We start from the raw sequence: 12,177 nt of genomic DNA on the forward strand, positions 1-12,177 counted from the left end.
CCCCGCCCGCCGGTGTGCCAGGGACGCCGCCCGGCAGCCAGTGGTACGACGCCGAGGCGGGCCCCCTGGTGCGCCCCTACGCGGTCACCGGAGGAAGGACCGAGCCGGGACCGAGCGGGGTGCGTTTCGACCTGATAGCCCTCGTGGTGGCGGACGGTGCGGGTCCCGGCCGGGGGGACTCGCTCCTGGGCCCCGAGCACAGGGCCCTGCTCGTGCTGTGCCATGAGGAGACCCAGTCGGTGGCGGAACTCGCCGCCGAGGCCGACCTTCCCGTGGGTGTGGTGCGCGTGCTCCTCGGCGATCTGCTCGAAGCCGGCTGCGTGCGGGTCAGCAGGCCCGTGCCGCCCGCACAGCTGCCCGACGAGCGCGTTCTGCGTGAAGTGATCGACGGCCTCAGGGCCTTGTGAGCGCGCCTGTTGCGGTCGTCCGCAGCACAGACACCGGACGGTATGCGACCCGGTTCGGACAGGGGAGCAAGCGATCCGGACAGATAAGTCAGAATCCGCTCACTTTCATCGGCGACAGCCCCCGGACGTCATGCTGTCGCCCCTACTGACGGCACTCGCGAGAGAAGTGATCGATGGCATCCGAGCACGTGGACAGCACGGTTGGGGAAGAAGCCGGGGACTCCACCGCCCTCGCCCTCAAGATATTGGTCGCCGGCGGATTCGGCGTCGGCAAGACCACTCTGGTCGGCGCGGTCAGCGAGATCCGGCCCCTGCGCACCGAGGAACTCCTCAGCGAGGCCGGGCAGTCCGTGGACGACACGGGCGGGGTCGACCGGAAGACCACCACGACCGTCGCCATGGACTTCGGACGGATCACCATCCGGTCCGGCCTGTCCCTGTACCTGTTCGGCACTCCCGGCCAGGACAGGTTCTGGTTCCTCTGGGACGAACTGTCGCAGGGTGCCCTCGGGGCCGTCGTGCTCGCCGACACGCGGCGGCTTGAGGACTGCTTCCCAGCCGTCGACTACTTCGAGCACCGCCGTATCCCGTTCGTCGTGGCCGTCAACTGCTTCCCTGGGGCCCGGACGTACGGCGAGGAGGACGTCTCACGTGCCCTCGATCTCGACCGGGGGACGCCCGTGGTCCTGTGCGACGCCCGCGACCGCGCCTCGGGAAAGGAAGTGCTGATCCGCATGGTCGAGTACGCCGGCCGAGTGCACACGGCCCGGCTGCTGGAATCGGTCGGCCAGGGGTCCGGGCCCGAGTGACGCCCGGGCGGGCGCACGCAGCCGGAACCCCGGTGGCGCGCCGGACACCCCCTGCGGAGACGGGCACGCCGGCCATGGCGCGAAGCCGCACCTCTGGGGGTCGGGGGCGCTTGCCCGCACGGAGACCGTGCGCGAGGCTTGCGCAGGACGCGGGGACCGGATGAACGGGGAGGACGAGCACATGGCGCTGGACCGGGGACTTGACTGGCTTCTCGACGAACTCACCAGCCGGGTGGAGCACATAGAGCACGCCCTCGTGCTGTCGAACGACGGCCTGGTGACGGGAGCCAGCACCAGTCTGGCACGGGAGGACGCGGAGCATCTGGCGGCGGTCTCGTCCGGCCTCCAGAGTCTGGCAAGAGGATCGGGACGCCACTTCGGAGCGGGAAGAGCCCGCCAGACCATGGTGGAGTTCGACGAGGCGATGCTCTTCGTGACGGCGGCGGGGGACGGTAGTTGCTTGTGCGTGCTGAGCGCGGCCGAGGCCGACGTCGGTCAGGTCGCGTATGAGATGACGTTGATGGTCAACCGGGTGGGCGAGCACCTGGGCGTGACGGTGCGGCATGAGACCGAGCGCATGAACCGCCTCTGACCTGCGCGTTCTTTGGGCGGACCGGAGTTGTCCACAGGCTCGCGCAGGATCTGCCTCTCCCGGCTAGCGTGGTCACACAGAGTATTCGACCTCACGGGGGAGGACGGTCATGGCCGTATCGGGAGACGCTCGCACTGATAGCGCTGATAGCGCTGATAGCACCGGCAGGACCGGCAGTGCGGACAGCACCCGCAGCGCGGACAGCGTGGGCGGTGCACCGTCGGCATGGGTGTCGGCGGCACGGGCGGCTCAGGAACTGACTTTGAAGCGCGGTGAATTCGATCTCGCCGTCCACCTGGGGCTGATCACCACCGGGCCGGTCGCCGGGAGCGCGCGACCACGGATCGGCGTGGAGGAGATCGAGCGTCTCCGCGCGCGGCCGGGGTTCCCAGCAGCCCTGCGGGAGAAGGTGCGGACGGCGGGCACGGCAGAAGGCGCCGCGCTGCTCGGCGTCACGCAGGTCCGTTTCACCGGGCTGGCGCGCGTCGGATGCGTCTCGCCCGTGGCGTTCTACCTGAACCGCTATCGCGCGGTCGTCTGGGTCTATCTCGTCGAGGAGCTCCTGGCGTTCGCCGCACAGCAGCCGGCGCTCCTCTCGGGGCGGACCCCGACAGGGATGCGGACCATGCTGGAGGCGGGCACCGACCGGCGTGCGCGCAACTGGCGCACTCGCAGGATCGACCGGCTGCTGAAGCAGACCCGGGACCCTTGGGCCCGCGCGGCCCTTGAGGCATCCGCTCTGGACCCGGTGCAGCTCGCCGAGGTGGTGGACGACCCCTACGAGCGCGCGTATCTGGCCCGCTTGCAGCATGCACCCGCTTTCGGGCGGCCGGGATCCGTGTCCGGCAGGGAGGTCATGGCGCGCTTGACGCTCGCCGACGATCCGGACGAGATCCTCTGGCGACGAGTCAATCTGACGCTGGAGCTCGACCGGGCCAGGGACCTCCGGCCGGCTCCGCGCCCGGGCCACGTCCCGGGACCGCAGGACGACCACCGCAGTCAGGCCTTACTCCGCGGCCCGCAGGCGCAGCGCAGTGGGTCCGTCCATCCGGACCTGAAGGTGCGGCGCGGTGGGTCCGGGCGAACGAACCCGCAGGCGCACCATGGGACCGTTCTTCCGGTCCCGGCACCTGACCTGGAGCTCTTCCCGGACACCTGCGCCGCCCCGTGGACGGAAGCAGAGGGTGAGTCGGGGCCGGCTCTCGGACCGTACGTCGCCGGTGCGGGCCGGGGTGCCCGTCGCCAGGGGGCCGCCAAGCGACTCACCGGGGTGAGCACCGGCCGTCGTCCCCGCCCGAGCCGCGGTCGCGGGCGGAGAATCCTCGCCCGGATCGGATGGGGGAGCGCCGCACGGTAGAGCGATAACGGGTTGCGCGCCGGACGTTCGTGGGGGCATCTTGGCGCGCATGTTGATCAGAGAAGCAACGGGTGAGGACTGGCCCCTGATCTGGCCGTTCTTCCGTGACATCGTCGCCGCGGGCGAGACCTTCACCTATCCGCTCGAACTGGCCGAGGAGCAGGCCGAGGAGGAGGCGCGGGGCTGGTGGCTCGTGGCGGATCCGGCTCGTACGGTCGTTGCGGTCGACGACACCGGGACGGTGCTCGGCACGGCCAAGATGAACCGGAACCACATGGGCAACGGCTCACACATCGCCAGCGCCAGCTACATGGTCGACCCCGAGCACTCCGGCAAGGGTGTGGGCCGTGCGCTCTGCGTGTACACGGTGGACTGGGCACGGGCGGCGGGCTACCGGGCGATGCAGTTCAACGCAGTGGTGGAGACGAACGTCCACGCAGTACGGCTTTACCGTTCCCTGGGCTTCGAGGTCATCGGAACCCTCCCCGAAGGATTCAACCACCCTGCGAAGGGGTACGTGGGACTGCACATCATGCACAAGGCGCTCTGAGAACCCTCCGGATGGTGCTTCTCCGAGCTGGTCGTCACGGTGGCTTCAAGCCATCTTCGGGTCATGGAGTGATGACCTCCCGCTGGGGTGCGAAATTCCTGCCGAAACACGACGAATCAACACCCGAACCGTGATGGGTCATCACCGGGCGTGCTGATTCGCCTCGTATTTCGCGGGTGGCCCGCGGGCCGTCCACGCGTGGTGGCGTGCTGTTCGGAATGGCATCGTCCGGATTCCACTGTGTCCGGCATGTCGCAAGTGGCGGTGGTTTGGGTGTCGTTGAGAAGTCGGTGATGCATGGGGCGCGTGCGCACACGGTTGCGTGGGGCAGTACTGTGCGCCCATCGCTAATCAGCGATGAACTCATATGGAGGAAGAATCCATGACCATACCCAGGAGATCGTTGCGGGGCGCGGGAGTAGTCGCGGCCGCTGCGGTTGTCGGCCTGGCAGGCGGAGTTCTCTCCGCCGCACCGGCCGCAGCTCACACCCCCACCTGGGCCGTGACCTGCTCCGAGGTGACGCTCAACCTGACTGCCTACTCGGACAAGGTCACCAACGAGGTGACCGTTTCCGTGGTGGACGGTAAGGAGCTGCTCGCGACGACCAAGTTCGGTCGGAGCTTCAGCACCGACAAGCCGCTGCAGCTTCCTGAGCACGACAAGGAGCTGACGGTCCGCCTGGTCGTCAAGGCCGGCGACAACGACAAGTTCTCGGTCGACGAGACGAAGCAGGCCCCCGTTTGTGAGGGCACCACCCCCTCGCCGACGCCGACCGAGGCCGCGCCCACCGAGCCGCCGGCCACCAAGCCGCCGGTCTCCGAGGCGCCCGAGGCGAGCGCCACGCCGAGCGAGACCGCCACTGAGGCCGCGCCCGCGCCGTCCGAGTCCAGCAGCACCGCTCCGGACCTGGCCGAGACCGGCTCGTCGTCCGCCACGCCCGTCATCGGTGGAGCCGCTCTCGCGGTTCTGCTCGCCGGCGGCGGCATCCTGTGGTCCGTCCGCAAGCGCCGCACCGCGCAGAACTGACGTACCCCAGCACCGCGGTCCGAGGGCGGTCGTACGCCTGGGGCCGGACGGGGGCGCACCGCATCGATCCTGATGCGGTGCGCCCCCGTCGCGTTCCGCCCCCGTCGCGTTCCGCCCCCGTCGCGTTCCGCCCCCGTCGCGTTCCGCCCGTTCCGCGTTTTGCCGCGGGTGGTCCAGGGCGGGTGGGCCAGGGTCAGGGTTCGGGTGGCCGGCCGATCTCGCACCAGACGGCCTTGCCCTCCCCGCGCGGCTCGATGCCCCAGCGTTCGGCCACCGCGTCGAGCAGCAGCAGACCGCGCCCGGTCGTCGACGTCTCCCCGGGCGCGCGGCGCCGCGGCCAGACGCTTGAGCGGTCCTGCACCGAGAGCCTGATGCGCCGCACCGGTTCGGGCAGTACCTCCAGCGTCAGCACCGCCCCGCCCTCCGTGTGAAGCAGGACGTTGACCAGCAACTCGCCGGTGACCAGTACCGCGTCGTCCGCGAGCGAGGCGAGCCCCCAGTCCGCCAGTGCCTGGCGCACGATGGACCGGGCCTCCGAGAGCCCTTCGGGATCGGCCTGGTGGATGTACTGATGCAGCCTCGGAGCACGTGGGGACCCCAGGTCGGGGCTGCGCCTCAGGACCAGAAGAGCCACGTCGTCCCCGGAGCCCCAGCGTTCCCACAGCCGGTCGGACAGATGGTCGGCCAGGGCTTCGGCACCGTCGGGCCCTTCGCTCACCTCATGGATCAGTGCCGCTACCCCCGCATCGACATCGGCGCCCGGTTCCTCCACGAGCCCGTCCGTGTAGAGGACGAAGGTCTCGCCCGGCACCAGGTCGAGGCGGGTCTCGGGGAACTCCTCGTCCCAGAACTCCGACGAGATGCCCAGCGGCAGCCCCCCGCGTACCTGTGGGATCCCCACCCTTCCGTCGGTGTGTCTGATCAGTGGTCCGAAATGCCCCGCGCGGGCCACGCGCACCGCGCCCGTCGCGAGGTCCACCTGGGCGTAGGTGCAGGTGGCGAACCGGTCGGTGTCCAGCTCGGACAGGAACCGCGAGGCCCTGGCCAGGACGGTCGCCGGAGGATGCCCCTCGGCGGCGTACGCGCGCAGTGCGATGCGCAGCTGGCCCATGATCGCGGCGGCGTGCGTGTCGTGACCCTGGACGTCGCCCACCACGACCCCATAGCGGTTCTTGGGGAGGGTGATCACGTCGTACCAGTCGCCTCCGACCTCACGTCCGCTCCACGCCGCGTGGTAGCGGACCGCGATCTCCCCGCCCTCGATCTCCTGGATGCGGCGCGGAAGCATGGCCGACTGGAGCCCTGTGGCGAATTCGCGCTCCTCGTCGAAGAGTATGGCCCGCTGCAATGACTGGGCGACGATGGCGGCGAGGCCCAGGCAGAGGATGCGTTCGTCCTGGCTGAACACCGTGCGGTCACGGTAGAACAAGGCGAGGCCGCCCAGGGGGCGGGCCTGGGCGACCAGGGGGAGGTAGGCCGCGGCGCGGAAGTTCAGCTCACCGATGTGCGGCTGGAGCACCGGATAGCGCTGGATCAGCGAAGCGAGCGAGGTGATGAACCGTGGGCGTCCGCTGAGGATCGTGTCGCCCAGGGGGAGTGCGGCGTCCAGCTGCCCGGAGCCCAGCCCCTCCAGGACCTCGACCGAGTCCCCGCTCAGCGCGATGATCCGGAGCGTGGAATCGTCCACCAGCCCCAGAGCCAGCCCGTCCGCACCTATCCCGACCAGGCCGCCCGGGCCCGTGAGCGCGGCGGTGACGTCGTCGACCGTGACCGCGCGTGACAGGGCGGTCGTGGTGCTCTCGACGATGTCGGTCCGGCGCCTGCGCCGCTTTTCGAGATCCAGCACGAAGGCCGATTGGGTGACTTCGGCCGTGGCGTCCCGCACCACACCGATGACGCGGTGCGCCCGGCCGTCCTCGTCCCGCAGGATCCGCGCCTGCACATGCGTCCACTGGAGGGTCCCGTCCTCCAGGGGTACCTGGAAGTGGATGCTGTAGGAGCCACTTCCGCCGGAGATGGCCTCCTCGATAGTGAGGTCGAGCCGGGCACGTTCCGTGGCGTCCAGCCGATCGATCACCGTCGACGGCTGTGCGTCGAACGTCGAGGGGTCCAGCCCGAAGACCAAGAGGCCGGAATCGTCGATGTCCAGCGTCCTGGCGTCCAGATCCCACTCGAAGCTGCCCGTACGGTTCAGGGCGAGACGCTCCTCCGTCCCCGTCTCGCCGGCGTGGCGACCGTCGAAGCGGAGCCGCGACGCGGAGTCGTCTGCTCGCCGTGAAGAGTCGGTCATGCGCGCTCCGGAGGTTGTCCGGCGGGGCTGCCGGACGTCGCGGCCCGTAGGAGTCAATTGTCGAGCCCGCGCTGCGTGAGTGCCACAGCGGTTTCACAGGAGACCCGGCGCGTGAGCCGTGCACGGGCCGTCGCAGAATGGCACGCAGAGATCGTCCACGGCTGACCGGAGCGCACACATGAACGACGACGAGCCAGTCCTGCTGCACACCGAGGGCCGGGTACTGCACATCACCCTCAACCGCCCCCGCGCGCTCAACGCGCTCACCCACAGCATGGTGCGCCACATCGACGACGCGCTCACCGGTGCGGCCGGTGACGAAGCCGTCGTGGCCATCGTGATCAGGGGTTCCGGCGACCGGGGTCTCTGCGCGGGCGGTGACATCCGGTCGATCTACGAGGACGCCCGCGCGGGCCGTCGCGCCTCCGTGGACTTCTGGCGGGACGAGTACCGGCTCAACGCCCGGATCGCCCGGTTCCCGAAGCCGTACGTCGCCCTCATGGACGGGATCGTGATGGGCGGCGGGGTCGGGGTGTCGGCACATGGGGGCGTACGCGTCGTCACCGAGCGTTCGCGGGTCGCCATGCCGGAGACCGCTATCGGGTTCGTCCCGGATGTAGGCGGCACCTACCTGCTGTCCCGGGCTCCGGGCGAGCTGGGTACGCACCTGGCGCTGACCGGGCGCGCCGTCGGCGCCGCCGACGCCGTCCTGTGCGGGCTCGCCGACCACTTCGTCCCGTCGCACGGCCTCGCCGGCCTCACCGAGGCACTGTCGCGGTGCACCACGCCCGACGAGGTCGCGGAAGCGGTGCGCCGGTGCGCCACCGACGCCCCTGAAGGGGAGCTGGCGGGCCAGCGCGAGTGGATCGACGACTGCTACGCGGCGGACACCGTGGAGGAGATCATCGACCGGCTGACGGACAGCGGGCTGCCCGCGGCCAAGGAGACCGTCGCCACCCTGCACACCGTTTCACCCACGGCCCTCAAGGTGACCCTGGCCGCCGTACGCCGCGCGAAGGAGCTGAGCAGCCTCGAAGCCGTGCTCGACCAGGAATTCCGCGTCTCCTGCCGGGCGTTCGCGGGTCCTGATCTGGTGGAAGGCGTACGCGCCCGGATCGTCGACAAGGACCGTGATCCGCGGTGGGACCCCGCAGCGCTCTCCGGCGTCACGGCGGACGACGTCGCCCGGTACTTCGAGCCGCTGGGTGATCAGGAACTCGGCCTCTCCGTCTCCTGACCGGGGCGAACCGTCCGAACCGTCCGAACCGTACGAACCGTCCGAACCGTCCGAACCGTCCGAAGCGCGCTGCGCGACGGTGCGCCGCGCGGTGTGCTTCGAAGCGCGGGCCGTGCACGGCGGCCGAGGTGGCACACGTGACCCCTGAGCACTGGTCACGTGTGCCACCGGCCGACCGCCTCACACCCGTACCACCAACCCGCCACCTCACATGCGTCCGCCGACCCGTTGCCTCACGCCGGTACCACCGACCTCGGCTCACACGCGCGCGGACAGCCGGTCGGCTGCTCCGTCCCAGGCCGCGATGTCGCCCTGTGGGGCGTAGTGGCGCAGCTCCTGGGTGCGGGCGACCAGCCGCCGCATGTCCGCCGGTCCGCCGACCAGTCCGTGTGCCCGTGCCTGGAGCAGCACGTTGCCCAGCGCGGTCGCCTCGGCCGGCCCCGCGGTGACCGGCAGCCCGGTGGCGTCGGCGGTCCACTGACACAGCAGTTCGTTGCGTGAGCCGCCCCCGACCAGATGGATGCGGGTCAGGTCCCGGCCGGCCAGCCGGGCGGCCTCGCGCAGCGTCCTGCGGTGGGCCAGCGCCAGACTCTCCAGCACGCATCGCACGTAGCCGCCCCGGCCTTCCGGCAGAGCCTGTCCCGTCCGGGTGAGAGCGGCGTCGATCCGTGAGGGCATGTCCCCCGGTGCGAGGAAGACGGCGTCGTCGGGGTCGATCACCGCTGCGAACGGCCGTGCACGAGCCGCGTCCGCGAGCAGACCGGAAAGCGATGTCGCCGCACCGTCCCGTTCCCACGTACGGCGGCACTCCTCCAGCAGCCACATGCCCATGATGTTGCGGAGATAGCGCACCGTGCCGTCGATCCCGCGCTCGTTGGTGAAGTTCGCCGCCCTCGACGCCTCGGTGAGCACCGGCGAGTCCAGCTCAAGACCCGCCAACGACCAGGTACCGCACGAGACGTAGGCGAACCCCGGTTCCGTGGCCGGGACCGCGGCGACCGCCGACGCGGTGTCGTGGGAGGCGACCGTGGTCACGGGCGTGCCGAGCGGAAGCCCGGTGAGTCCGGCGACGTGGGCCAGCAGGGTGCCGGCACGCTCACCCGGCTCACGAAGCGGTGGGAAGAGCGACCGGTCCAGGCCGAGCCGCCGGATCAGCGCGTCCGACCAGGTCCCGGTCCGTGCGTCGAACAGACCGGTCGTCGACGCGTTGGTCACCTCCGCGCCCACCGTCCCGGTCAGCCAGTACACCAGCAGGTCGGGCATCAGGAGCAATGTCCTGGCCGCCTCCCACTGGGCGGTCTCCCGGTGCGCGGCGAGCTGGAAGACGGTGTTGAACGGCAGGTGCTGCAGACCACCGATCCCGTACAGTTCCTGCGCGCCGATGTGCGTGAGCACCTGCTCGGCGGCGGGCGTGTTGCGGTCGTCGCGGTAGTGGAACGGGACTCCGAGGAGTGCCCCGTCGGAATCCAGAAGGCCGTAGTCGACCGCCCAGGTGTCGATGCCCACCGAGGCCACGGGGCCCGTGCGCGCCGCGGCCCGCAACCCCTCCAGCACGCCCTGGTACAGGGCGAGTACGTCCCAGCGGAGTCCGTCGGGAAGCCGCACGGGGGTGTTGGCGAAGCGATGTGCCTCGGTCAGCACCAGCTCGTCGGCTCCGACCCTGCCGGTGATCACCCGGCCGCTGGTGGCCCCCAGGTCCACCGCGGCGAAGACCGGGTCGTGTCGTGAAGTCGCAGACATGGAACTCTCATCCGATCCGAACGGACGCCGCGCTCCGGACGCCGTCGAACAGGCGTCGGAGCGCGGCAGGGTGACACCGGTTCAGCGCAGGAACGCCGCTGCCACTCCGGCGTCGACGGGAACATGGAGGCCGGTGGTGTGGGTGAGCTCCCCACCCGTCAGCGCGAAGACCGCGTTGGCGACGTGCTCGGGCAACACCTCGCGCTTGAGGATCGTGCGCTGGGCGTAGAACTCACCCAGCTTCTCCTCCTCGATGCCGTAGGTCGCCGCGCGCTGTGCCCCCCAGCCCGCCGCGAAGATGCCGGACCCACGCACCACGCCGTCCGGATTCACACCGTTGACCCGGATGCCGTGCTCGCCCAGCTCGGCGGCCAGCAGGCGGACCTGGTGTGCCTGGTCCGCCTTCGTGGCCGAGTAGGCGATGTTGTTCGGGCCGGCGAACACGGCGTTCTTGGAAGCGATGTAGACGATGTCGCCCCCGAGCCCTTGCGCCGTCATGATCCGCGCGGCCTCGCGTGAGACCAGGAACGAACCCCGCGCCATGATGTCGTGCTGCAGGTCCCAGTCCCGGGCCGTGGTCTCCAGGAGCGGCTTGGAGATGGAGATCCCGGCGTTGTTGACGACCAGGTCGACCCCGCCGAACGCGAGGACCGCGGCCTTGAAGGCATCGGCGATCTGCTCCTCGGCGGTGACGTCGACCGTCACGGCGACGGCCCTGTCCGCGCCTCCGAGCTCCTCGGCCACAGCTGCGGCGTTCTCGCCGTTCAGGTCCGCCACGACGACGCAGGCGCCTTCCACGACCAGCCGGTGAGCGATGGCCTTGCCGATGCCCGATCCGGCGCCAGTGACGAGCGCGACCCGCGTGGCCAGGGCCTTCGGCTTCGGCATCCGGCGGAGCTTCGCCTCCTCCAGCTCCCAGTACTCGATGCGGAACTTCTCGGACTCCTCGATGGGCGCGTAGGCGGAGACGGACTCGGCGCCCCGCATCACGTTGACGGCGTTGAGGTAGAACTCCCCGGCGACGCGGGCCGTCTGCTTGTCCTTTCCGTACGAGAACATGCCGACACCGGGCACCAGCACGATGGCCGGGTCCGCTCCGCGCATGGCGGGGGAGTCCGGCGTGGCGTGCCGCTCGTAGTAGGCCCTGTAGGCCTCCCGGTACTCCTCGTGGAGCACCTCCAGCCGGGCCACCGCCTCCTCCAGAGGGGCATCCGCAGGCAGGTCGAGGACGAGTGGGCGCACCTTCGTGCGGAGGAAGTGGTCCGGGCAGGAGGTGCCGAGGGCGGCCAGCCTCGGGTGCTCCGCGCGTGACAGGAAGTCCAGCAGCGGTGGCGCGTCGGTGAAGTGCCCCACCTGTGCGCGGTCCGTGGAGGCCAGGCCCCGGATCACCGGGGCGAGCGCGGCGGCGCGCTCCCGGCGGGCCTGCTCGTCCAGGGCTTCCCGTCCCTCCAGGACCGGACCGAACGGCTCGGTTCTGCCGTGCTCCTCCAGGAACGTCTCCGCCGTGCGGATCATCCAGAGCGCGTTGCGCTCGCACTCCTGCGAGGTGTCGCCCCAGGCGGTGATGCCGTGGCCGCCCAGGACGACTCCCACCGCCTGCGGGTTGGCCTCCTTGACCGCGGCGATGTCGAGACCGAGCTGGAAGCCGGGCCGGCGCCACCCCACCCAGGCCACCTTGTCTCCGAAGCAGTCGGCCGTCAGCTTCTCGCCGTCGGCGGCGCACGCCAGGGCGATGCCGGAGTCCGGGTGCAGGTGGTCGACGTGGGCGGCATCGACCAGCGCGTGCATCGCGGTGTCGATGGACGGAGCGGCGCCGCCCTTCCCGTGCAGGCAGTAGTCGAACGCCCGGACCATCTCGTCCTCGCGCTCTACCCCGGGGTACACGGCTTTGAGCGCCCGTACCCGGTCGAGCCGGAGCACGGCGAGCCCGGATTCGGTCAGCGTTCCCAGGTCACCGCCCGATCCCTTGACCCAGAGGAGCTCGGCCTCGCCGCCGGTGACGGGGTCGGCCTCCGTCGCCTTGGCCGAGGCATTGCCACCGGCGTAGTTGGTGTTGCGGGGATCGGAGCCGATCCGGTGGGCGCGCTCCAGGAGCGCGGCGACTTCGGAGTGCGTCGCGGACGTCATGAGGTTTCCTTCGGGAGACGGTACGGGCGGCGGGTGCGGGA

General features: G+C 70.5%; 10 protein-coding genes. 7 read left to right on the top strand and 3 right to left on the bottom strand.

Translation table 11 applies throughout. The annotated features are described in order from the left end of the window. The first annotated feature begins 14 nt into the window (after positions 1-14). The 6 genes from ACFYY2_RS02385 to ACFYY2_RS02410 all read left to right on the top strand — a co-directional run bounded on the left by ACFYY2_RS02385 (position 15) and on the right by ACFYY2_RS02410 (position 4,742). Entirely contained in the window at positions 15-407 is a 393-nt protein-coding gene (locus ACFYY2_RS02385) for a DUF742 domain-containing protein (RefSeq protein ID WP_388736812.1), read from the top strand. 173 nt (positions 408-580) lie between these two features. After that, positions 581-1,216: an ATP/GTP-binding protein gene (locus ACFYY2_RS02390; RefSeq protein WP_388735863.1), complete on the top strand. Its 636-nt coding sequence runs from the start codon at positions 581-583 to the stop codon at positions 1,214-1,216. A 181-nt stretch (positions 1,217-1,397) separates the two neighbouring features. After that, a complete protein-coding gene (locus ACFYY2_RS02395; RefSeq protein ID WP_388736814.1) occupies positions 1,398-1,808 on the top strand; it encodes a roadblock/LC7 domain-containing protein in 411 nt (136 codons plus the stop codon). Between the two features lie 262 nt (positions 1,809-2,070). After that, a complete protein-coding gene (locus tag ACFYY2_RS02400) occupies positions 2,071-3,165 on the top strand; it encodes a DUF6397 family protein (RefSeq protein WP_388735866.1) in 1,095 nt (364 codons plus the stop codon). Between the two features lie 49 nt (positions 3,166-3,214). Continuing rightward, positions 3,215-3,715, top strand: a complete 501-nt coding sequence (locus ACFYY2_RS02405; protein WP_388735869.1) for a GNAT family N-acetyltransferase — start codon at positions 3,215-3,217, stop codon at positions 3,713-3,715. 382 nt (positions 3,716-4,097) lie between these two features. Beyond that, positions 4,098-4,742 (top strand): LAETG motif-containing sortase-dependent surface protein, encoded by a 645-nt coding sequence (locus tag ACFYY2_RS02410; protein WP_388735872.1) that lies wholly within the window; start codon positions 4,098-4,100, stop codon positions 4,740-4,742. A 193-nt stretch (positions 4,743-4,935) separates the two neighbouring features. Here the strand turns inward: ACFYY2_RS02410 and ACFYY2_RS02415 are convergent, their stop codons facing one another. Then, the gene (locus ACFYY2_RS02415; protein WP_388735875.1) at positions 4,936-7,032 is read right to left on the bottom strand and encodes a SpoIIE family protein phosphatase; all 2,097 of its coding nucleotides are present in this window, start codon (positions 7,030-7,032) and stop codon (positions 4,936-4,938) included. A gap of 178 nt (positions 7,033-7,210) precedes the next feature. Between ACFYY2_RS02415 and ACFYY2_RS02420 the strand changes: the two genes are divergently transcribed. Continuing rightward, complete coding sequence (locus ACFYY2_RS02420) at positions 7,211-8,269, top strand: enoyl-CoA hydratase/isomerase family protein (protein ID WP_388735877.1); 1,059 nt, start codon at positions 7,211-7,213, stop codon at positions 8,267-8,269. Positions 8,270-8,527: 258 nt separating this feature from the next. Here the strand turns inward: ACFYY2_RS02420 and ACFYY2_RS02425 are convergent, their stop codons facing one another. Together ACFYY2_RS02425 and ACFYY2_RS02430 are read right to left on the bottom strand one after the other, a co-directional pair. Then, on the bottom strand, positions 8,528-10,009 hold the full coding sequence (locus ACFYY2_RS02425; RefSeq protein WP_388735880.1) for a rhamnulokinase family protein: 1,482 nt from the start codon (positions 10,007-10,009) through the stop codon (positions 8,528-8,530). An 81-nt stretch (positions 10,010-10,090) separates the two neighbouring features. Continuing rightward, the gene (locus ACFYY2_RS02430; RefSeq protein ID WP_388735882.1) at positions 10,091-12,136 is read right to left on the bottom strand and encodes a bifunctional aldolase/short-chain dehydrogenase; all 2,046 of its coding nucleotides are present in this window, start codon (positions 12,134-12,136) and stop codon (positions 10,091-10,093) included. Positions 12,137-12,177 lie beyond the last annotated feature (41 nt).

The organism is Streptomyces sp. NPDC001822 (assembly GCF_042892135.1).
Classification (GTDB): Bacteria; Actinomycetota; Actinomycetes; order Streptomycetales; family Streptomycetaceae; genus Streptomyces.

Coding starts and splice junctions, on each gene's coding strand:
- ACFYY2_RS02390 (WP_388735863.1), top strand. CDS start 581: ATGGCATCCGAGCACGTGGACAGCACGGTTGGGGAAGAAGCCGGGGAC.
- ACFYY2_RS02395 (WP_388736814.1), top strand. CDS start 1,398: ATGGCGCTGGACCGGGGACTTGACTGGCTTCTCGACGAACTCACCAGC.
- ACFYY2_RS02405 (WP_388735869.1), top strand. CDS start 3,215: ATGTTGATCAGAGAAGCAACGGGTGAGGACTGGCCCCTGATCTGGCCG.
- ACFYY2_RS02410 (WP_388735872.1), top strand. CDS start 4,098: ATGACCATACCCAGGAGATCGTTGCGGGGCGCGGGAGTAGTCGCGGCC.
- ACFYY2_RS02415 (WP_388735875.1), bottom strand. CDS start 7,032: ATGACCGACTCTTCACGGCGAGCAGACGACTCCGCGTCGCGGCTCCGC.
- ACFYY2_RS02420 (WP_388735877.1), top strand. CDS start 7,211: ATGAACGACGACGAGCCAGTCCTGCTGCACACCGAGGGCCGGGTACTG.
- ACFYY2_RS02425 (WP_388735880.1), bottom strand. CDS start 10,009: ATGTCTGCGACTTCACGACACGACCCGGTCTTCGCCGCGGTGGACCTG.
- ACFYY2_RS02430 (WP_388735882.1), bottom strand. CDS start 12,136: ATGACGTCCGCGACGCACTCCGAAGTCGCCGCGCTCCTGGAGCGCGCC.